Source organism: Stutzerimonas chloritidismutans, assembly GCF_051486945.1.
Lineage (GTDB): Bacteria > Pseudomonadota > Gammaproteobacteria > Pseudomonadales > Pseudomonadaceae > Stutzerimonas > Stutzerimonas chloritidismutans_B.
The window spans coordinates 1-20,041 of sequence record NZ_JAHVDX010000001.1 but is presented as its reverse complement, the minus strand read 5'-3'; the positions used below and the strand labels follow the sequence as shown (position 1 = coordinate 20,041).

Sequence of the window (20,041 nt, the reverse complement as noted above, 5' to 3'; positions counted from 1 at the left end):
TTGACCATCCGCATCTTTGAAAAACGACTTACCGGTACTAGAACAACATCCATTTCAACTGGAGCATGAATATGCAAGACGTCGTCATCGTCGCCGCCACCCGTACCGCCATTGGCGCCTTCCAGGGCGCGCTGGCTAATATCCCTGCCCATGAACTGGGCGCCGCTGTCATCAAGCGACTGCTCGCCCAGACCCATCTGAACCCTGCCGAGGTGGATGAAGTCATTCTCGGCCAGGTGCTCACTGCTGGCGCCGGACAAAATCCCGCTCGCCAGGCTGCGATTGCCGCAGGCCTGCCACACGCCGTGCCAGCACTGACCCTGAACAAGGTCTGCGGCTCGGGCCTGAAGGCGTTGCATTTGGGCGCTCAGGCGATTCGCTGCGGCGACGCGGAAGTGATCATCGCAGGGGGTATGGAGAACATGAACCTGGCGCCCTACGTGATGCCGAAGGCCCGAACTGGGCTGCGCATGGGGCACGCTCAGATGGTCGACTCGATGATCAGCGACGGCCTCTGGGACGCCTTTAACGATTACCACATGGGCATCACCGCCGAGAACCTGGTCGACAAGTACGCGATCAGCCGCGAGCAGCAGGACGCGTTCGCTGCCGGTTCTCAACAGAAGGCTGTGGCCGCTATTGAGGCCGGGCGTTTCAAGGGCGAGATCACCCCAATCGAAATCCCGCAGCGCAAGGGCGAGCCGTTGGTGTTCGACACCGACGAGCAGCCCCGCGCCGGCACCACGGCCGAGGCACTGGGCAAGCTCAAGCCCGCGTTCAAGAAGGATGGCAGCGTGACTGCCGGCAACGCTTCGAGTCTGAACGACGGCGCCGCCGCGGTCCTGATGATGAGCGCCGCCAAAGCCCAAGCGCTCGGGCTGCCCGTACTGGCGAAGATTGCCGGCTACGCCAATGCGGGTGTCGACCCGGCCATCATGGGCATCGCTCCGGTTTCCGCCACGCGCCGCTGCCTTGAGAAAGCCGGTTGGACGCTGGACGACCTCGACCTGATCGAAGCTAACGAAGCGTTTGCAGCGCAGGCTCTGTCTGTCGGCCAGGAGCTGGGGTGGGACGCGGACAAGGTCAACGTCAACGGCGGCGCTATTGCACTCGGCCATCCGATCGGTGCATCCGGTTGCCGCGTACTGGTGACGCTGCTGCACGAACTGATCCGCCGCGATGCGAAGAAAGGCCTGGCAACCCTGTGCATTGGCGGCGGCCAAGGTGTGGCATTGGCCATCGAGCGCGCCTGATCCGATTTTTGTAGGAGCAGGTTCTACCTGCGACCGGAACCACCTCGAGGCCGAAACCGCAAGTCGCAGGCAGAGCCAGCTCCTACAGCAGCGCTTTTTTGTAGGAACAGGTTCTACCTGCGACCGGAACCACTCCCGAGGCTGAAATCCCAAGTCGCAGGCAAAGCCAGCTCCTACAGCAGCGGTTTTTTGTAGGAGCAGGTTCTACCTGCGACCAGAACCACCCCGAGGCTGCACCCGCAAGTCGCAGGCAGAGCCAGCCCCTACAGCACAGCGCTTTTTTGTAGGAGCAGGTTCTACCTGCGACCCGACCGCGACGGGGGGTTTGAAACCACAGTCGCAGGCAGAGCGGCTACGGATAAACAGCGACAACCACAACGCACAGCAATAAGAACAAGGACCAATCCATGCTCAACGCCATCACCTCGGCAAGCGTGAAGCTCGTACAACGCTATCTACCCTCGCCCTTCGTTTTCGCCATTCTGCTCAGCCTTATCGTGCTCGTTGCGAGCATGACGGTGACCGGCCAAGGCCTTCCCGCCATGGCGCAGCACTGGGGCACCGGTTTCTGGAACCTGCTGACCTTCGCCATGCAGATGGCGCTGATCCTCGTCACTGGCCACGCGCTGGCCAGCGCCCCGGCAATTCATCGCTTGCTTGCCGGCCTCGCTCGCACGGCACGCTCGCCGGGGCGCGCCATCGTGCTGGTCACCTTGGTCGCACTGGCCGGGTCATGGATCAACTGGGGTTTCGGCCTGGTGATCGGCGCCGTTTTTGCCCGTGCGCTGGCACGTGAGGTCAAAGGCGTGGACTACCCACTACTGGTCGCCTCGGCCTATTCAGGCTTCCTGATCTGGCACGGCGGCCTGTCAGGCTCGATCCCGCTCTCGCTGGCCACCGGCGGTGCGGACCTCGAGCGCATGACCGGTGGCGTTGTCACCACGGCGCTGGGTGTCGGCGAAACGCTGTTCACACCCATGAACCTGACCATCATCGCGCTGCTCGTCATTGGCCTGCCGATCCTCAACTGGGCGATGCATCCGAAGACCCCGAAAACCGCTGATCCCGCCCTGCTGCGCGACCCCGAGCACAACGCCCTCCCCCGCGCCACGCTCGCCCAGCGCCTGGATGACAGCCGGATCCTCAATCTGCTGATCGTCGCGCTCGGCGTCGTTTATTTCGGCTACTACTTCGCCGCGAACGGCTTCGCGCTGACACTGAATATCGTCATTGGTCTGTTCCTGTTCATTGGCCTGGCACTGCATGGCTCGCCGGAGCGCTACATGCGCGCGGTGCAGGATGGCATCGGTGGAATCAGCGGCATCGTCATCCAGTTCCCGTTCTACGCCGGAATCATGGGCATGATGGTCGGCGCCAATGCCGACGGGCTGTCACTAGGCAAGCAGATCACCGACACCTTCATCGCCTGGTCGTCGGCCGACAGCTTCCCGGTGCTGGCTTTCCTTAGCGCGGGCCTGGTGAACGTCTTCGTGCCGTCTGGCGGCGGCCAGTGGGCCGTGCAGGGCCCGATCATGCTGCCTGCCGGCCAGGCGCTGGGCGTGGCCCCGGCCGTTACTGCCATGGCGATCGCCTGGGGCGATGCCTGGACGAACATGATCCAGCCCTTCTGGGCGCTCCCGATCCTCGGCATCGTCGGCCTCGGCGCAAGGGACATCATGGGCTACTGCCTGCTGATGCTGGTGTACTCGGGCGTGGTGATCTCCGGCTGCCTGTATTTCTTCGGCTGACGCTCGCCGCTGCGAGCCAGGGGCTAGAAACGACAAAGCCGGCAGTTGTGCCGGCTTTGTCGTTTAGCGAAGGCGGCTCATGCCGCCCGCAAACCTAGATGCGGAACTGACGCACCAGCCCACCGAGGCGTTCGCCGACGTTGGCAAGGTTGCGTGCCGTACGGGCGCCCTGCTGGGTTTCCTCGGCTACGTTTTCGACAGCCGTGGCGATCTGATGAACGCTGCGGTTGATCTCTTCCGCGACTGCGGTTTGCTCTTCGGCCGCGCTGGCGATCTGGGCGTTCATGCCGTTGATGGTCGCAATCAGTTGTGAGATCGCATCCAGCGAGGCACCGGCCTGGTTGGCCTGCGCGCTACTGGCATCCCCGGCTTCGCTCGAACGGCCCATCGCGGCGACGGCCTGCTTCGTGCCGGTCTGCAGGCGGTCGATCATGCCCTGGATTTCCTGCGTGCTTTGCTGGGTGCGGCTGGCCAACGCGCGCACCTCATCGGCAACCACCGCGAAGCCACGTCCGGCTTCACCGGCACGGGCCGCTTCGATCGCCGCGTTGAGGGCCAGCAGGTTGGTTTGCTCGGCAATCGAGCGGATCACGTCGAGCACGCCGACGATGGCGTGCACGTCCTGTTGCAGTTCGTCCAACGAGCTTCCGCTGCTGCGAATCTCCTCCACCAGCGCATGGATCTGGCGAATGCTCGTATCCACGACTGCCTTGGCCTGCTGCCCTTCACGGTCGGTCTGCTGAGCCGCTTCGGCGGCGCCTTGCGCGCTGTGGGCCACTTCCTGCGCAGCGGCGGACATTTCGTTGATCGCCGTGGCGACCTGATCGGTCTCCTGGCGTTGGGTTTCCATCGCTTTCTCGGAACGCTGCGCCTGCGCGGCAACCTCACCGACCATGCCCGTGAGCTGGCCGGTCATTTCGGCGACCTGGCTGACCATGGTGTGGATCTTGCCGACGAACAGGTTGAACGAGCGGGCAAGCTGGCCGAGTTCGTCGTTGCGGTTCTCTGGCAGACGGTGGGTCAGGTCGCCCTCGCCGGCAGCGATGTCGTCGAGCTGAGCGCGGATTACCTGGATGGGTTTGACAATGGAGTTGCTGATCACGACCCCGGCGATACCCAGCGCTACCAGCATCACGCCGGCGATGGCGAGGATGCTGCTGAGGATAGAGTTCACGCGGCCGTCGATGTCCGTACGGACTTCGTCCAGCGCCGCTTCGATGTTATCCAGGTTCACCGCCGTGCCCAGCGCCAGGTCCCATTTAGGCAGGTAGTAGCTATAGGCGAGCTTGGGTACCAATACCTTGTCGTTGCTCGGCAACGGCGAGGAATAGTTGACGTAGTAGGTGTTGTTCTTCGCGACCGCAACCAGCTCGCGGTTGACGTACACGCCATTCGGGTCGCGGCGGTCGCTCAGATTGACGCCAACGTCCACCGGGCTTTCGCCGCGGAACAGGCGGACCACGTTGGAGTCGTGGCCAAAGAAGTAGCCGTCCTTGCCGAACTTGATCTTTTTCAGGATGGCGATGGCCTCGTCGCGGCTGGCCATGTCGCCCTGCGCCGCCGGCTCGTAGAGATGCGCGACGCTACTGACACCGATGCGCATGTAGTCTTCCAAACGGGCGCGGGCATCGTCGATGAGCCGCTCACGGGTGGTTTCGATCTCTTCTTGGGCAAGCGAGTGAAGGATCTTTGCCGCCGCGCCGCTCAGCACTGCCGCGAACAGAACGATCGGCACGAGTGCCAGGAGCAGAACCTTCAGTTTCAGCGTCATTCGCATGGGATATATATCCGCAAAAGGAGTAGGAGTACTGGTGGGTCATCGGCTGACCGATGGGAAAGTTCAGTCCAGGCCCATGGCGCTCATCGGGATTGTGATAAACACCTCATTTTCTGGCCGTCCGCCTCGCCTCTCGCAACGGCGTACCCGCCATTCGCGCGCATTCGCTGCCGTTTCGGCCCCGTTCGGCCATCTCCCCGAAACCGCTCTGAATCGCGCCGTTTCGCTTGGTTTCGCTGCATGTTTCCGTCCATCCGCCAACTTTTCTTACCAGACGAACGGCGCAACTTTTTCTTACAACTGCCAGTCGCATTCACAGACCAGGAGATGACTCCGTAGTAGCGAGAAGGATCGAGCCTGGCAGCGAAACGCTCTTTTCGGGGGTGAGCCAGCGCACCGACGACTGTTGTCACGGGCTGGTTCATGGACGCTGTCGCCGAACCCAGCGGTTCGGCAGAGGATTTTCTGAGCAAGGATAAGGACAGTGCTCTTCAACTCCATGATCTTCATTGCCGGTTTCCTGCCGGTGGTCCTGCTCGGGTTCATCCTGCTTGCTGGCAGTGGTCGGCAACGTCATGCAGCGGTTTGGCTGACCCTCGCATCGCTGGTTTTCTACGGTTGGTGGAACCCTGCCTACGTGCCGCTACTGGTCGGCAGCATGGTCTTCAACTACCTGCTCGGCGGCGCATTGATGCGCAATTCATCCAGGGTTCTGCTGGTGTTTGGGGTCGGTGCCAACGTCGCGCTGCTCGGTTACTACAAGTACACCGGTTTCCTGTTCGGCACGCTGGATGAGGCTTTCGGCCTGGGCTGGTCGGTAGGCGACATCATCCTCCCACTGGCAATCTCCTTTTTCACGTTCCAGCAAATTGCCTATCTGGTGGACGCCGATGACGGCGAAGTCAGTGAGCACGATTTCGTCAACTACTGCCTGTTCATCAGCTTTTTCCCACAACTGATTGCCGGCCCGATCACACACCACGGCGAGATGCTCAAACAGTTCAAGGACGCCAGCACCTTCCGCCCGCGCCTGGATAACCTGTCGCTCGGCCTTACGGTATTTCTGCTCGGTCTGTTCAAGAAGGTCATCATTGCCGACCCACTGGGCGCCAAAGCGTCGCCGATCTTTGCGGTCGCTGCGGACGGCACGGTGCCGGCTCTGTACGACGCCTGGTTCGGCGCACTCACCTATACGCTGCAAATCTATTTCGACTTCTCCGGCTACAGCGACATGGCCATTGGCTTGGGCCTGATGTTTGGCCTGCGCCTGCCGGTCAACTTCAACAGCCCATTCAAAGCGCATAACGTCATCGACTACTGGTCGCGCTGGCACATGACGCTGACGCGCTTTCTCACCGCCTATCTCTACAACCCCATCGTCATGCGCATCACGCGCTCGCGAATGGCGGCCGGCAAGCCGCTGCCACGTCGCGGCAAGATGAGTCTCGGCACTTTCGTGGTGCTGGTGGCCTACCCGACGGTGCTGACGATGTTCATCTCTGGCGTATGGCATGGCGCTGGCTGGCAATTCGTAGTGTTCGGACTGCTGCACGGCTTCTATCTGGTCGTCGCGCATGGGTTCCGTGCGTTCAAAGCACGCCAGGGCCTGCCGCTCGACAGCGACAAACCAATGCACCACGGCGCCGCAGTGCTGCTGACCTTTCTCTGCGTTGTGGTCGCAATGGTGTTCTTCCGTGCCGAAAGCGTCACCGCCGCGCTGGCGATGCTGTCCGGAATGATTGGCTTGAGCGACCTGACGACCAAGTTCGACAAATCCGATTACCTCACGGTCGCTCTGTTGCTGGCCTTCGTCTGGCTGATGCCCAACGTGCAGCAGTGGATGGCTCGCGTACGCACCGCCCTGGATGCCCAGCCGCGCGAGCACTGGCTGCTGCGCTGGTTTCCCGTGGCGCTCTGGAGCCCGAGCCCGGTGATCGGGCTGGCCGTTGGCGTACTGGGCTTCTTCGCGCTCGCCGTGGCCTTCTCCGTGGCCCCTACCGAATTCCTCTATTTCCAGTTCTAGACAAGGAGTTCCGCTGCTTATGGATCAGCTCGTTTGGTTGGCACAACACCCGGATCTAGGCGCGGCGATTGGCGAGGCCAAGCGCGAGCCCGATGCAATGCTTCGCCTGGCCGAGGCTGCTCGCCTGGCCGGCTATCGCCGCGACTTTACCCAGACCACGCGGCTGGACCGGCTAGCGAGCGAAGGGTTGCGCGCGGTTGCCAGCGGTGATGCAAGCGCGCCGGGGCTGCGACCACTGCGTATCGCCCTGCTGGCTTCACATACTGTCGATCATCTCGTGCCTGCGATCCGCATCGCTGGGTTGCATCGGCGCCTCGCGCTTTCGGTCCATGTCGCGCCCTATGGGATGTATCGCCAGGCGCTGCTGATGGACGATGCCGCGCTCAACGCCTTTGCGCCGCAGCTGATCATGCTCGCGCTGGATGCACGTGATGCACCGCTTCAACTGTCACTCGACGCCAGCCAAGCCGATGTGGAGGCCGCGGTGAACGAGCGTGTCGAGGAACTTCGCCTGCTTTGGCGTCGGGCGCGTGAGCGCTACGCCGCACAGGTGGTGCAACAGACCATCGTGCCTGCCGATCCACCGTTGTTCGGCTCCTTCGAGGCGCTGGTGCCGGCCTCGCCCTATGCGCTGGTCGAGCGGCTCAACACGGCCATCCGGCAGGCCGCTCGTGAAGACGGTGTGCTGCTCATGGACCTCGCTTGGGAAGCCGCGCGCGGCAGCTACGGCGACGGCCTTGGCGAGCCGGTGCGCTGGCACCAAGCCAAGCAGCTGGTCAGCCCCCACCTTGCGCCGCTGTATGGCGACCAACTGGCGCGCATCGCGGCAGCGAGCGTCGGTCTAGCCCGCAAATGTCTGGTACTGGATCTGGACAACACGCTCTGGGGCGGCGTAGTCGGCGACGATGGCGTAGAGGGCATTCACCTTGGTCAGGGCTCGCCCAGTGGCGAAGCCTTTTTGAGCTTCCAGCGTTATGCCGCGTTGTTGGCGCGGCGCGGAATCATCCTTGCGGTGTGCAGCAAAAACGATCTGAGTGTCGCCGAGGCTGCGTTCAACCATCCCGAAATGGTGCTCAAGCGAAGCGACATCTCCGCCTTCGTAGCCAACTGGGAAGACAAGGCCGGCAACCTGCGGCGCATTGCGTCGATGCTCGATATCGGCCTGGACAGCCTCGTCTTCGTGGATGACAACCCCGCCGAGCGCGACATCGTGCGCCGCGAACTGCCCGAAGTGGCTGTGCCGGAGCTACCCGATGACGTGGCGGACTACCCCGCACGTGTCGCCGCGGCTGGCTACTTCGAAGCGGTGTCCTTCACCTCGGACGACACCACCCGTGGCCGTAACTATGCGCTCAACGCCGAGCGCAAAGCCGCCATGAGTCAAGCCACGGACATGGAAGGCTACCTGCGGGGCCTCGAGATGGTGATGACGGCTGCTCCCATCCGAACGGCTGAACTGGCACGTAGCACACAGCTGATCAACAAGACCAACCAGTTCAACCTCACCACGCGCCGCTACGGCGAGGCGGAGGTCGAGCGCATGGCCAACGACTCTCGGTGCGTAGCGTTGGCGATCCGGCTGGCGGACAAGTTCGGCGACAACGGCTTGATCAGCGTTGTGCTCGCCTGCCCGGACGCGTCGGTCAGCGATGACGAACTGCTGATCGACAGCTGGCTGATGAGCTGTCGAGTACTTGGCCGGCAGGTCGAAGACGCCGTGCTCGACGTGCTGGTCAGCGCTGCAATCGCCGCCGGCTACCGCGCCCTGATCGGCGAGTACCGGCCAACCGAGCGTAACGCGATGGTGGCCGAACACTACCCACGGCTCGGTTTCATCCAGCATCCAGCGCCCGGCACTGCACCCGCCGACGCGACCTTCTGGCGCTACGACCTCACCAGCCCCCGCACTTCCCGCCACTTCATCGAGGTAAAGGCATGACCGAAGCAGAAGTACTCCAGGCACTGACCCCCGTTTTCCACGACGTGTTCGACGACGACAGCATTGTCCTCGCACCGGAAATGACCGCCAACGATATAGACGGCTGGGACAGCCAGACCCACGTCATGCTGACCGTCGCGGCTGAGCAGCGCTTCGGTATCAAGTTCCGCACGGCTGAGCTCGAGTCGCTGCGCAACATCGGCCACTTTGCACAAGTCATCAGCGCCAAGCTCGAAGGGAGATAGATCATGATCCAGGCAGCAGACCTCCCCCACCCCGACGACGAAGCCACCCGCGCTGCCAGCGCGCCGGGCGGTATTCGGGCGCGGTATCTGCTGTCGGTCTTCGCCGGAGTGTTCGGCACGCTGGGGCTGTTCTGCCTGACGCTGTTCTTGCTCGAGCGCACCGGCAACCTGCCGCCCCCCGCGTTTTCGAACAACCTGTGCGTGGACGAGAAACTCAACTTCTTGCGTGCGAACCCGATCCGTTCGCCCAATCTTTTGGTGATCGGCTCGTCTGTGGCTTGGCGCCACGTCGACGGCGATGCCTTGACCCGAGCCATGCCCGAGCTGCGTCCCATGAATGGCGCCTTCTGCGGACTGTTTGCCAACCAGTCCACCTATGTCGGGCAATGGTTGCTCGACCGCGAGCCCAGCATTCGCAGCGTGGTGATGATTGCCGATCCGCAGGATTTCGCAGGCTGCTGGCGCGTACCGACCGCCGTGTTCAACCGCGAACACGTCGACCCTTACGTCTATGGTGGCGCCTCACCCTGGGGCTATTACATGCGCTACTTCGCGCCCAAGTCGCTCGCGCGCAACGCGCTGACCGTCAAGGCACAGCGCGCCGGGCAGATCGAGTGGGATCCGCTGGTATTCAACCGCCACGGCGACGGCCCGCTGGTGACCAACAATACCCGCGACCTGCTCTATGGCCGGCCCGAAGCGCTGGACCGCAACTGCTTTGCCGCCCTGCGCCAGCTACGTGAACGGCTAGAGCAAACCGGCCAGCAGCTGATGGTCGTTTCGACGCCCCTGCATCCCGAGTGGAAAGAACAATACGATCCGGACGGCACATTCATGGCCGACTTCGACCAGCGCATCCAGGCCAGCCTGGGCAGCCACGGCACTTACTGGAATGCTGACAAGGATTGGAGCACGCCGGACAACGCGTTCGTCGATGCCGTGCACCTGCGCTGGTCCGCCGTCCGACACTTCACGCTTGCCCTAGCCGAACAGATGCGCAACGCGGCAGCCGGCCCGGTCGCCCCAAGCGGCCTGGAAACAGCCGGACTCGAATAACCGTGACACTGCTACTTCATCGTAGCCCCGCTGGGCGAACAAGTTCGCCCCTACATCAACCGTAGGGGCGAATTCATTCGCCCCTACCCCGCCCCCCGCAGCGGCACCGGCACGCATTTATACGAACGGCTTTGCCCCTGCACCTCGCGATCAGGGCAAATTTATTCTTTTTACGCCATGGCAGGTGCGGCGATCACCCGCCCGCGACATTCGCCAAACCCGATCGAGGCCTGGCCATCGCGACGGCAGCGCGCCTTGAGGATGATCTCGTCGCCATCCTCAAGAAACGTACGGGTCTCGCCACTGGCCAACTCGAGCGGTTGCTTGCCGCCCTGGGTTATTTCCAACAGGCTTCCGAGGCTATCGGCGCTATCGCCGGACAAGGTGCCCGAGCCGAACAGATCGCCCGGCTGCAGGGCGCATCCATTGACGCTGTGGTGCGTAACCATCTGCGCGACCGTCCAGTACATATTGCGCGTCGTGCTCAAAGCGATGCGTTGCGGCGGGAGACCCTTGGTGCGCATGGACTCGGTCTGCAGCAGGACTTCCAGCTCGATATCCAAGCCACCCTGCGCCTGGTCCTGCGCATCACTGAGATAGGCCAGCGGCTCGGGATCGCCATCCGGGCGTGCCGGTTGCGCGCAGCGGAACGGCTCCAACGCTTCGGGTGTAACCACCCAGGGCGAGACGCTGGTAGCGAAACTCTTCGACAAAAACGGCCCCAGCGGTTGGTATTCCCAGGCCTGCAGGTCACGCGCGGACCAGTCATTAAGAAGGCAAAAGCCGGCGACGTGCTGGGCCGCCTGCCCGATCGGGATCGGCTCGCCCTGCACGTTGCCCGGCCCAATCCAGATTCCGAGCTCCAGTTCCAGGTCCAGTCGCTTGCTCGGGCCAACGCTCGGCTCGGTCGCACCGGGCGGCATCGTCTGGCCGTTGGGGCGCCGCACCGAGGCACCGGACAGACCGACCGTTGACGCACGCCCGTGATAACCAATGGGGACGTATTTGTAATTCGGCAGCAACGGGTTGTCCGGCCGGAACAGCTTGCCAACATTCGTGGCGTGATGGATGCCGACATAGAAGTCGGTGTAGTCGCCTACTTTCGCCGGCATATGCATCTGGCAGCCCGCCATCGGTCGCAGCAGCGGCTTAACATCGCCTTCGCGCGCACTGCCTTCGCCGAGCAGGTCCAGCAAGGCGCCGCGTAGCGCCTGACGCGCCGAAGCACCCAGCGCAAAGAAAGCGTTAAGGCTGCTGCCACTGGCAGCCTTGGCCGCTTCCAGTGCAGGGCCAAAGAACAGGCCCGCGTCACAGGCAGCACGCAGGTCAAGAATCTGATCGCCAATGGCGACACCGCCAAGCGGCTCGCCTGCGTCATGGCTGAACACACCCAGCGGCAGGTTGGTGAGTGGGAAGTCAGCGTGGCCGTTGGCCGACTCGACCCAGCTACGGGGCGCGTTTTGAGGATGTGCGGTCATGTCATTTCCCATTCTTGTCGAAGGTTTTGGCGAGGCCCGCCCAGCAGCTGTCGTAATCCTGCTGCAGCTGCGGGCTTTCCAAGGCTTGGCGTGTGGGGCGGAGCACCTGGCCGGTCTCGAACATGAACGCCATGGTGTTCTCGATCTTGTGCGGTTTGAGTTCGGCGCGGATCGCCTGTTCAGTCGAGACGTGATCCGGCCCGTGCGCGCTCATGCAGTTGTGCAGCGAGGCACCTCCAGGCGAGAAGCCGTCGGCCTTGGCATCGTAAGCCCCATCGATCAGGCCCATGAACTCATTCATCAGATTGCGGTGGAACCACGGCGGCCGGAAGGTGTTTTCGGCGACCATCCAGCGCGGCGGGAAGATAACGAAGTCGATGTTGGCCATACCATGGATGGCGCTAGGCGACGTCAATACGGTGAAGATCGACGGGTCGGGATGGTCATAGCTGACCGTACCGATGGTATTGAAGCGTCGCAGATCATACTTGTAGGGTACGTTGTTGCCGTGCCAGGCGACGACGTTCAGGGGGGAGTGATCCAGTTCGGTCGCCCAGAGCTCACCGAGGAATTTCTGCACCAACACCACAGGCTCGTCGCGGTCTTCGTAATGAGCGACCGGGGCCAGAAAGTCGCGCGGATTCGCCAAGCCATTGCTGCCGATCGGGCCGAGATCCGGCAGGCGCAGCGCGCAACCATGGTTTTCACAGACGTAGCCGCGCGCAGTCGTGCCGGCCAGCTCCACGCGAAAGCGCATGCCCCGCGGTATGACGGCGATTTCGAGCGGCGATACCTCGAGCACGCCAAGCTCGGTGACCAGACGCAACGCGCCCTGCTGCGGCACGATCAACAGCTCGCCGTCAGCGTTGAAAAACACCCGCTCCATAGACGCATTCGCCGCATAGCGATACACACTCGCGCCGGCCGGTTGGCCAGGCTCGGCATTGGCTGCGATGCAGGCCAGCCCGTCGAGGAAATCGGTGGCGCGCTCGGGAAGCGGCTCAGGATTCCAGCGCAGGCGATTAGGCGTGACCGGCCCCAGCTCGCTGCCGAGCTGCCGATCCAGCCGCTGGTATTGCCGATGATTGGCCGAGGGGCGGATGCGGTACATCCAGGTTCTGCGCGCCTCGCTGCGCGGCACGGTGAACGCCGTGCCCGACAGCAGCTCCGCATAGAGCCCATAGGGCACCTGCTGCGGCGAGTTCTGCCCGACCGGCAAGGCGCCGGGCAACGCCTCGCTACTGAATTCGTTGCCGAACCCTGATTGATATCGAGCGGACTCTCTTGATTGTTCTTGTGTCTGCATGACCGCCTCTCTTTTTTGCGTAACTCGTTTACGCAAAAAGTAATTTGAACTCACCCAAAGCGTCAAGCTATAAACAGCGCCTCCAAACGCGGGCCGTCAGACAGGCAGTGCACTCAATGGCAAACAGCAATACGGACGCGGCGCCTCGCCGTCAGAAGGTTCAGGCCGCCGAGGTCGGCACGGACATCCTCACCGCGCTCGCCGAACTGGCGCCGGCGACGTCGCTCTCGCGCCTGGCCGAGCACGTCGACATGCCGGCCAGCAAGGTTCATCGTTACCTGCAGGCGTTGATGGCGAGCGGCTTCGCCGAGCAGGACCCACTGACCAATCACTACGGGCTGGGCCGCGCCGCGCTCTTCGTGGGGCTGGCCGCGCTGGGCCGGTTGGATGTGGTCAGGTTGGCGACGCCGCACCTGGCGCAGTTGCGTGATGGGCTCAACGAGACCTGCTTCGTCGCCGTATGGGGCAACCGCGGCCCTGCCGTTGTGCATGTCGAGCAAGCGGTGCGCGCCGTGACCTTGGTGACTCAGGTCGGCTCGGTGCTGCCCTTGCTCGGCTCGTCTACTGGGCTGGTGTTCAACGCGTTCCTACCGAACGCGGAAACCGCCGAACTGCGCGACAACGAACTGAAGCGCCCGGGTGCACCCTCCGCTGAGGCGCTGTTGGAAACCATGCGCGAACTGCAGCGCACACATATCCAGCCCGTTCACGGCCTGCTGATGGCCGGCGTGAACGCCCTCTCAGCGCCGCTGTTCAGCCACAGCCAGCGCCTCGCAGGCGTGATCACCGTCGTTGGCACCGAGCCGGGCTTCACCGCCGAGCCCGACGGCGAAGCGGCGAAGCGTTTGCTGGACACATCAAGAGCGATCAGCGCCAGGTTGGGCGGCTGACTTGGGCCTCGGCCTCATCAACCTCAGTACTGACCTAACGGCGAGCCGATTTCATATGCGAAGTGCGACGCCCAAACGCAACTCGCGGCCAGGTTCGTCACTACCACATACGCCTCGGTATCCCGGTATCGATTCGAAATCCTCGTTACTGGCATGGTCGAGGTAGTGCTTGTCGAACAGATTCTTCAGCGTGGGGCCCACTACCAGGCGTTGACGTAGAGATTGGGATGCCCGCTAGGGTCGTGATCACGTCGCGAATCCGCGCGTCATAGACCACGATTAGCGATCACGCGATATCGCGCAGGCGGCTCACGTCTTTCGAAGGCGGGCAACCGAACTGGCGGCTGTATTCACGGCTGAACTGCGAAGGGCTTTCGTAGCCGACGCGGTAACACGCACTGGACACATCGAGCCCTTCACTGAGCATCAGCCGACGCGCCTCCTGCAGGCGCAACTGCTTCTGGTACTGCAACGGGCTCATCGCCGTGACCGCCTTGAAGCGGTGATGCAACGTGGAGTTGCCGAGATTGGCAACTCGCGCGAGGTCGTCGATGCGCAACGGTTCGGCGTAATGCTTGTTCAGCCATTCGATTGCGCGCGTCACCCGGTGTGTCTGCGAATCGCCCAGCGCGATCTCGTAAAGGCGTCGCCCGCTGCGCCCCCGTAACAACCGGTAATACAGCTCACGCAACGCGAGCGGTGCGAGCATGCCGATATCGCGCGGCGTTTCCAGCAGCCGTACCAGGCGCAGCATCGTATCGAGCAGTGGCGCATCGACGCTGTTGAGAAAAAGCCCCCGACCCGGCTCGTCCGGTACACCCGCAGGCGGCGCATCGACAATCAGCTGGGCTATCTCGGCTGGGTCCAGGTCCAGTCGCAGACACAGGTAGGGCGCGTCCGGGCTCGCCTCCAATACGCGGCCAGACACCGGCAGTGTCACCGACACGACGAGGTAATTGAGCGGATCGTAAAGGTAACGCTCATCCCACAACGTCACTTCTTTACGCCCTTGGACGATCAGGCAGAGCGCCGGTCGATGCACGGTGTGGATGGGCTCGGACGGCCTATCGCAGCGGATCACATGCAGCGGCGCGATAGCCGTTTCGAAAGCGCCCGGCTCTGGTATACGCCGCATCAAGAGGCGGACCAGCTCGGCCCGGTAAACTTCGACTTCCTGGAAGTTGGAAGGGATCTCCATATACAGCCTCTCATCGATCATCAGGAGGATGAGTGTCCGGGGCCGCTCATGGCCTTCCGCCCGCCGGCAAGCGGTACGAGAACCGGGCAGCCCCGTCAGTTTCGGTTTCAGCCTGCTTAGCGTAGCCAGCATGTGCGCCTCGACCACTGCCCAGAGGTGCCGCAGGCTTGCCCATTCCTGCCATTCGCTGAGCGTCAGCGGACCGCAGTAGTCATGCCACGAACACAAAGGCACTACATGACCCCGCCGCGCTCCGATGGGACTATGCAGCCGCGGACAATCTGGCAGTCGCGTCCGTATACCATTCGCTTGCCGATGGACTTACGCGGGCTTATCCGCCTTATCGCCGGGCTTGCGCTCACGGGCAGTGCCCGGCTGCACGTCAGGGTTGTCGGTGATGAAGTCAGGTTCGGGCTCATGGCTGGGGTTCTGGCCTTGGCCGGGCACCGGTTGCTGGTCGTGCGGCCTGTCGAGCGGGTCGATACTCATGGAACACCTCCGGTCTGGTTGCGATGGGCTCCTGCTTTCGAGGCGCGCGGCGCTTACAAGTGCAGTCGGGCCGTCGGATTCTGACGCGCCCGGGCAACGCCTCGGCTCCTTGTCCAAACCGCTCATCGAGGTTGCCGGCTTTTGCCATTGTTGCCGCCACCCTGCGGCGCGAATATCCGGGCACCCATAACAAGAAACCCGGAGCCAGCCATGCGCGACCATGCCACTGCTGCCAGCGAGTTCGACTACGACCAGACCGTCTCCTCCCTCCTCAGCGGCAACATGCAAGCGATGAACGCCTGCGTCGAGTGCTGCGACCGGCACGCCGATACCGACAAGGTCGCGCTGATCTGGGAAGGCCGCAACGGCCAGCGCGCCACCTGGACCTTCGCCCAGCTCAAGGACGCCGCAGCGCGCTTCGCCAACCTACTGCAAAGTCAGGGCATCAAGCCGGGCGATACCGTTGCCGGGCTGCTTCCCCGCACACCGGAACTGCTCATTACCATCCTCGGCACCTGGCGGCTGGGCGCAATCTACCAGCCCCTGTTCACTGCGTTCGGCCCCAAGGCGGTCGAACATCGGGTCAAGGAATCCGGTTCGAAGCTGGTCGTAACCGATACGCCCAACAGTGAAAAGCTCGATGCCATCGAAGTGGCTCCGCAGCGCCTTGTCGTAGGCGACGGTAGCGAAAATTTCTGGACCCAGGTCAACCGGTACTCGACCGATTTCGAACCCGTACTGCAGCACGGCGACGCGCCCTTCCTGGCCATGTTCACCTCCGGCACCACCGGCCCGGCCAAGCAATTGCACGTGCCGCTCAAGGCCATCGTCGCCTTTGTCACCTACATGCGCGACGCCGTGGACCTCCGCCCGGACGACACCTTCTGGAACATCGCCGATCCGGGCTGGGCCTACGGCCTGTATTACGCCGTCACCGGGCCGCTGGCGATGGGGCACAGTACGCTCTTCTACGAAGGCGGCTTCTCGGTCGAAAGCACTTGCCGCGTCGTCAACGACTACGGTGTGACCAACATGGCCGGGTCGCCCACCGCGTTCCGCCTGCTGTTAGCCGCTCGTCAAGAGGTGGAAGGGTGCATAAAGGGCCGCCTGCGCGCGGTCAGCAGCGCAGGCGAACCCCTTACACCGGAAGTCATTCGCTGGTTCAAGAGCGGCCTGGGCTGCACGATCCACGATCACTACGGCCAGACCGAGCTGGGCATGGTGCTGTGCAATCACCACGCGCTCAGCCACCCGGTCAGCATCGGCACCGCCGGTTATGCCATGCCAGGCCACCGCGTCGTAGTGCTCGACGAGCAGCAACGTGAACTCGGCCCCGGCACGCCCGGCATGCTCGCACTCGACCGCACCCGCTCACCCTTGCTGTGGTTCGCCGGCTACCTGGGTACGCGCACCAAGGCCTTCGTCGGGGACTACTACCTCAGCGGCGACACGGTTGAAATGAACGACGACGGCAGCATCAGCTTCGTTGGCCGCGCCGATGATGTGATCACCACTTCTGGCTATCGCGTCGGCCCGTTCGACGTCGAAAGCGCGTTGGTCGAGCACCCCGCCGTCATCGAGGCCGCGGTGATCGGCAAACCCGACCCCGAGCGAACCGAACTGGTGAAAGCCTTCGTCGTGCTCCATCCGAGCCACGTCGGCGACACGGCCCTGGCCGAGGCGCTGCAGCAGCACGTACGCCAGCGCCTGTCCGCCCACGCCTATCCGCGCGAGATCGAATTCGTCAGCGAACTCCCGAAGACGCCAAGTGGCAAGATCCAGCGCTTCCTTCTGCGTGACCGCGAAAAAGCAGCACCTCAAGCCGCAGCAGCCGCCAGCTGACCATCCCGCCCTGCCTCGCCGCTACCGAGCGCGGGGCAGACAACGCCGTGCGCCTCACCGGTAATCGTTGCCATGACCGTTTCAACCGAAGACCGTTACCTGCCGACCGAAGATGGCGAGGTGTTCTCACGCCGCTGGCGCACTCGGCACACCCATCGCACACCCATCGTGCTTATGCATGATTCGCTTGGCTGCGTGGAGTTGTGGCGCGACTTCCCCGAGCGACTCGCGGTCGCATGCGAGCGCGACGTCATCGCATACGACCGCCTCGGCTTCGGCCGCTCTGATGCACACCCCGGCGGTTGGTCGAACCACTTCATCCGCGACGAAGCCCAACGGTACTTCCCACCAGTGCGGGACATGCTCGACGTCGAACACTTCATCGCGCTCGGCCACAGCGTCGGCGGCATCATGGTGGCAAGCCTTGCGGCACATCACCCACATCACTGCCACGCACTGATCACCATCGCGGCACTCGCCTTCGTCGAAGACCGCACCCGCCAAGGCATCCGCCAGACCCAAGCCACCTTCGCCGAACCCGGACAACTTGAACGCTTGCGCAAATACCACGGCGACAAGGCCCAATGGATTCTCTCCGCCTGGATCGACACCTGGCTCGACGACAGCTACGCCGACTGGACCATCCAAACCAGCGCCCCCACCCTTACCTGCCCGCTCCTCGCGATCCACGGCACAGATGACGAATACGGCACCGTCACCCACGTCCACCGCATCGCCGCACTCGCAACCAGTCGTGTTGAGACGTTATTGCTGGAGGGCTGCCAGCACGTCCCCCACCGGGAGCGACCGGAGCTGGTCGTCGATGCAATTGCGGGGTTTGTCGGGTGTCTGGCGGATTAGCGAGCGCTGGAACACCGAATTCTCAAAAGCAGCACGCCCGACAGCTGCATAAGTCGCGAGAAGACCGGATGAAGTCTTGAATGCAGCGCATCAACCTGTGGTTAATCACCCCGGGTTTCGTGGAGGCCTCAACTCTTGAGAAGATGAGGCCATGAGAAAGACTACTACCTACTCCCCTGAAGTCCGTGAACGTGCTGTGCGCATGGTTCTGGAACACCTGAACGACTATCCGTCCGAGTGGGCAGCCATTGAAGTCATCGCTCCGAAGATTGGCTGTGCCGCGCAAACCCTGCATGGCTGGATTCGTCGCCAGCAGACCGATGCGGGGCAGCGCCCCGGTCAGACCAGTGAAGAGCGCGAGCGCATCAAAGCCCTGGAGCGCGAAAACCGCGAACTGCGTAAGGCAAACGAGATATTGCGCCTGGCCAGCGCGTATTTTGCCCAGGCGGAGCCTGACGGGCAGGCCTTCCTGCGCCGCACCAAGTCCTGAGGGCATTTGTCGATCAGCATCGTGACCGTCTCGGGGTCGAGTCGATCTGCCGCGTGTTGCAGATCGCCCTGTCCGGTTACCGCAGGCACGTGGCTCAGCAGCGCAACCCGGCACTGCGCTGTTGTCGTGCTCAGCGCGATGAGGCATTGAGCTTGGAGATCCAGCGCGTGTGGGACACCAACATGCAGTGCTATGGCGCGGTGAAGGTTTGGAAGCAGTTACTGCGAGAGGGCCGCGAGGTCGCCAGATGTACGGTGGAGCGGCTAATGCGGCGAGCTGGGTTGCAGGGAATTAGGCGTGGCCAGGTTGTGCGGACGACGGTGGCCGACGACAAGTCGCTGTGTCCGCTGGATCGTGTCCAGCGCCAGTTCCATGCCGACCGCCCGAACCAGCTGTGGGTGTCGGATTTCACCTATGTCTCGACCTGGCAAGGCTGGCTGTACGTGGCGTTCGTGATTGACGTCTTTGCACGGCGCATCGTCGGCTGGCGAGTCAGTACCAGCATGAAGACCGACTTCGTCGTTGGATGCCCTGGAGCAAGCACTGTACGCCCGACAGCCACATCGTATAGGTGGCCTGATTCACCATAGCGACCGTGGCAGTCAGTACGTCTCAATCCGCTACACCGAGCGACTGGCAGAGGCCGGTATAGAGCCCTCAGTTGGGAGCAAGGGCGACAGCTACGACAACGCCTTGGCCGAGACTATCAACGGGCTGTACAAGGCTGAGCTGATTTACCGTCAGTCATGGAAGAGCCGCGAAGCTGTTGAGATGGCGACCCTGAAATGGGTGCACTGGTACAACCACCAGCGGCTGTTGAGCTCAATCGGGTATATCCCGCCTGCGGAGGCTGAGGCAAACTTCCACAGGCAACAAACAGGTCAGGCCATGGCGGCCTAACTTAAACGAAACGGCCTCCACAAAAGCCGCGGCGATTCAAACGATTAAGCTAAGGGGCCGGCTTTAGCCGGTCCCAACGAACGAAGTGAGTGATTTGAGCGCATTGTTAGGCATAACCCACCATGGCTAGTGCATATAGATAAGGTCAAAAATCAGTTTTTGAGCTCTTTCGGAGCCAAGCTTGATGAGCTCATTCTTTCGGCCTGCCAAGGCTGTAAAAATATCGGCTATGTGAAGGAAATCTGCCTTGGTTTCGGGAAGGCTTAATACTGAGCCGGCTGCCTCATAGCTTTCTTTGATTAAAGCAGAGTCCAGCTCCGCACCTTGTCTGATTTTCCAATCAAGGTGCTGGGCGAATTGCTGCTCAAATTCCCCTGCGGTTACTCTTCCGGCTGGACTTGCCCCTATCAAACCGGACACCGCGGCCCCGTTAAATTGATGCTGCGCTCATTCGCCTGAACTCCCGAGGCGAGCGGTATTTCAGTGCGCTGTGCGGATGCTCTTCGTTGTAGTGTTCGAAAGCAATCGCCAGGTTGCGTAGCGCTG

At 62.6% G+C, this 20,041-nt stretch carries 16 protein-coding genes, 1 pseudogene and 1 other annotated feature; of the genes and pseudogenes, 10 read left to right on the top strand and 7 right to left on the bottom strand.

Annotation, left to right across the window (positions count from 1 at the left end; genetic code table 11):
• Positions 1-71: 71 nt before the first annotated feature.
• Entirely contained in the window at positions 72-1,253 is a 1,182-nt protein-coding gene (locus tag KXR72_RS00085; protein WP_437419106.1) for an acetyl-CoA C-acetyltransferase, read from the top strand.
• A gap of 407 nt (positions 1,254-1,660) precedes the next feature.
• Positions 1,661-3,001 (top strand): short-chain fatty acid transporter, encoded by a 1,341-nt coding sequence (locus KXR72_RS00080; protein WP_437419105.1) that lies wholly within the window; start codon positions 1,661-1,663, stop codon positions 2,999-3,001.
• A gap of 94 nt (positions 3,002-3,095) precedes the next feature.
• On the opposite strand, the gene KXR72_RS00075 is transcribed toward KXR72_RS00080, so the two are convergent.
• Entirely contained in the window at positions 3,096-4,778 is a 1,683-nt protein-coding gene (locus KXR72_RS00075; RefSeq protein ID WP_437419104.1) for a methyl-accepting chemotaxis protein, read from the bottom strand.
• Between the two features lie 484 nt (positions 4,779-5,262).
• On the opposite strand from KXR72_RS00075, the gene KXR72_RS00070 reads away from it, so the two are divergent.
• Genes KXR72_RS00070 through KXR72_RS00055 form a run of 4 tightly spaced genes read left to right on the top strand, consistent with a single transcriptional unit; the run spans position 5,263 to position 10,041 of the window.
• Positions 5,263-6,801 (top strand): MBOAT family O-acyltransferase, encoded by a 1,539-nt coding sequence (locus KXR72_RS00070; RefSeq protein ID WP_437419103.1) that lies wholly within the window; start codon positions 5,263-5,265, stop codon positions 6,799-6,801.
• Between the two features lie 19 nt (positions 6,802-6,820).
• Positions 6,821-8,740 (top strand): HAD-IIIC family phosphatase, encoded by a 1,920-nt coding sequence (locus KXR72_RS00065; protein WP_437419102.1) that lies wholly within the window; start codon positions 6,821-6,823, stop codon positions 8,738-8,740.
• Positions 8,737-8,985: an acyl carrier protein gene (locus KXR72_RS00060; RefSeq protein WP_437419101.1), complete on the top strand. Its 249-nt coding sequence runs from the start codon at positions 8,737-8,739 to the stop codon at positions 8,983-8,985. Before KXR72_RS00065 ends, KXR72_RS00060 begins: the two co-directional genes overlap by 4 nt.
• A 3-nt stretch (positions 8,986-8,988) precedes the next feature.
• On the top strand, positions 8,989-10,041 hold the full coding sequence (locus KXR72_RS00055) for a hypothetical protein (protein ID WP_437419100.1): 1,053 nt from the start codon (positions 8,989-8,991) through the stop codon (positions 10,039-10,041).
• A 170-nt stretch (positions 10,042-10,211) separates the two neighbouring features.
• Here KXR72_RS00055 and fahA read toward each other — a convergent pair whose 3' ends face one another.
• Both fahA and hmgA read right to left on the bottom strand, forming a co-directional pair.
• A complete protein-coding gene (gene fahA / locus KXR72_RS00050; RefSeq protein ID WP_437419099.1) occupies positions 10,212-11,519 on the bottom strand; it encodes a fumarylacetoacetase in 1,308 nt (435 codons plus the stop codon).
• Position 11,520: 1 nt separating this feature from the next.
• Positions 11,521-12,825: a homogentisate 1,2-dioxygenase gene (gene hmgA, locus KXR72_RS00045; protein WP_437419098.1), complete on the bottom strand. Its 1,305-nt coding sequence runs from the start codon at positions 12,823-12,825 to the stop codon at positions 11,521-11,523.
• 116 nt (positions 12,826-12,941) lie between these two features.
• Here hmgA and KXR72_RS00040 point away from each other — a divergent pair, with 116 nt between their 5' ends.
• Entirely contained in the window at positions 12,942-13,715 is a 774-nt protein-coding gene (locus tag KXR72_RS00040) for an IclR family transcriptional regulator (protein WP_437419097.1), read from the top strand.
• A 286-nt stretch (positions 13,716-14,001) separates the two neighbouring features.
• On the opposite strand, the gene KXR72_RS00035 is transcribed toward KXR72_RS00040, so the two are convergent.
• A complete protein-coding gene (locus tag KXR72_RS00035; protein WP_437419096.1) occupies positions 14,002-14,913 on the bottom strand; it encodes an AraC family transcriptional regulator N-terminal domain-containing protein in 912 nt (303 codons plus the stop codon).
• 321 nt (positions 14,914-15,234) lie between these two features.
• On the bottom strand, positions 15,235-15,402 hold the full coding sequence (locus KXR72_RS00030; protein WP_437419095.1) for a hypothetical protein: 168 nt from the start codon (positions 15,400-15,402) through the stop codon (positions 15,235-15,237).
• A gap of 210 nt (positions 15,403-15,612) precedes the next feature.
• Here KXR72_RS00030 and KXR72_RS00025 point away from each other — a divergent pair, with 210 nt between their 5' ends.
• The 3 genes and pseudogenes from KXR72_RS00025 to KXR72_RS00015 all read left to right on the top strand — a co-directional run bounded on the left by KXR72_RS00025 (position 15,613) and on the right by KXR72_RS00015 (position 19,495).
• Entirely contained in the window at positions 15,613-17,244 is a 1,632-nt protein-coding gene (locus KXR72_RS00025) for an acyl-CoA synthetase (RefSeq protein ID WP_437419094.1), read from the top strand.
• 72 nt (positions 17,245-17,316) lie between these two features.
• Positions 17,317-18,105 (top strand): alpha/beta fold hydrolase, encoded by a 789-nt coding sequence (locus KXR72_RS00020; RefSeq protein ID WP_437419093.1) that lies wholly within the window; start codon positions 17,317-17,319, stop codon positions 18,103-18,105.
• A 151-nt stretch (positions 18,106-18,256) separates the two neighbouring features.
• Positions 18,257-19,495, top strand: a pseudogene (locus tag KXR72_RS00015) (IS3 family transposase).
• Positions 18,535-18,666: a sequence feature (AL1L pseudoknot), on the top strand. It overlaps the preceding pseudogene by 132 nt.
• Before the next feature lie 126 nt (positions 19,496-19,621).
• Here KXR72_RS00015 and KXR72_RS00010 read toward each other — a convergent pair.
• On the bottom strand, positions 19,622-19,915 hold the full coding sequence (locus KXR72_RS00010; protein WP_437419092.1) for a hypothetical protein: 294 nt from the start codon (positions 19,913-19,915) through the stop codon (positions 19,622-19,624).
• A 10-nt stretch (positions 19,916-19,925) separates the two neighbouring features.
• The coding region (locus KXR72_RS00005; protein ID WP_437420337.1) for an integrase core domain-containing protein at positions 19,926-20,041 on the bottom strand (116 nt) is incomplete at its 5' end.

What these genes read in the sequence shown, in the direction of transcription:
- KXR72_RS00040 (WP_437419097.1), top strand. Translation starts at nt 12,942, where the DNA reads ATGGCAAACAGCAATACGGACGCGGCGCCTCGCCGTCAGAAGGTTCAG.
- KXR72_RS00030 (WP_437419095.1), bottom strand. Translation starts at nt 15,402, where the DNA reads ATGAGTATCGACCCGCTCGACAGGCCGCACGACCAGCAACCGGTGCCC.
- KXR72_RS00075 (WP_437419104.1), bottom strand. Translation starts at nt 4,778, where the DNA reads ATGCGAATGACGCTGAAACTGAAGGTTCTGCTCCTGGCACTCGTGCCG.
- KXR72_RS00065 (WP_437419102.1), top strand. Translation starts at nt 6,821, where the DNA reads ATGGATCAGCTCGTTTGGTTGGCACAACACCCGGATCTAGGCGCGGCG.
- KXR72_RS00035 (WP_437419096.1), bottom strand. Translation starts at nt 14,913, where the DNA reads ATGGAGATCCCTTCCAACTTCCAGGAAGTCGAAGTTTACCGGGCCGAG.
- KXR72_RS00085 (WP_437419106.1), top strand. Translation starts at nt 72, where the DNA reads ATGCAAGACGTCGTCATCGTCGCCGCCACCCGTACCGCCATTGGCGCC.
- KXR72_RS00055 (WP_437419100.1), top strand. Translation starts at nt 8,989, where the DNA reads ATGATCCAGGCAGCAGACCTCCCCCACCCCGACGACGAAGCCACCCGC.
- hmgA (WP_437419098.1), bottom strand. Translation starts at nt 12,825, where the DNA reads ATGCAGACACAAGAACAATCAAGAGAGTCCGCTCGATATCAATCAGGG.
- fahA (WP_437419099.1), bottom strand. Translation starts at nt 11,519, where the DNA reads ATGACCGCACATCCTCAAAACGCGCCCCGTAGCTGGGTCGAGTCGGCC.
- KXR72_RS00080 (WP_437419105.1), top strand. Translation starts at nt 1,661, where the DNA reads ATGCTCAACGCCATCACCTCGGCAAGCGTGAAGCTCGTACAACGCTAT.
- KXR72_RS00025 (WP_437419094.1), top strand. Translation starts at nt 15,613, where the DNA reads ATGCGCGACCATGCCACTGCTGCCAGCGAGTTCGACTACGACCAGACC.
- KXR72_RS00020 (WP_437419093.1), top strand. Translation starts at nt 17,317, where the DNA reads ATGACCGTTTCAACCGAAGACCGTTACCTGCCGACCGAAGATGGCGAG.
- KXR72_RS00060 (WP_437419101.1), top strand. Translation starts at nt 8,737, where the DNA reads ATGACCGAAGCAGAAGTACTCCAGGCACTGACCCCCGTTTTCCACGAC.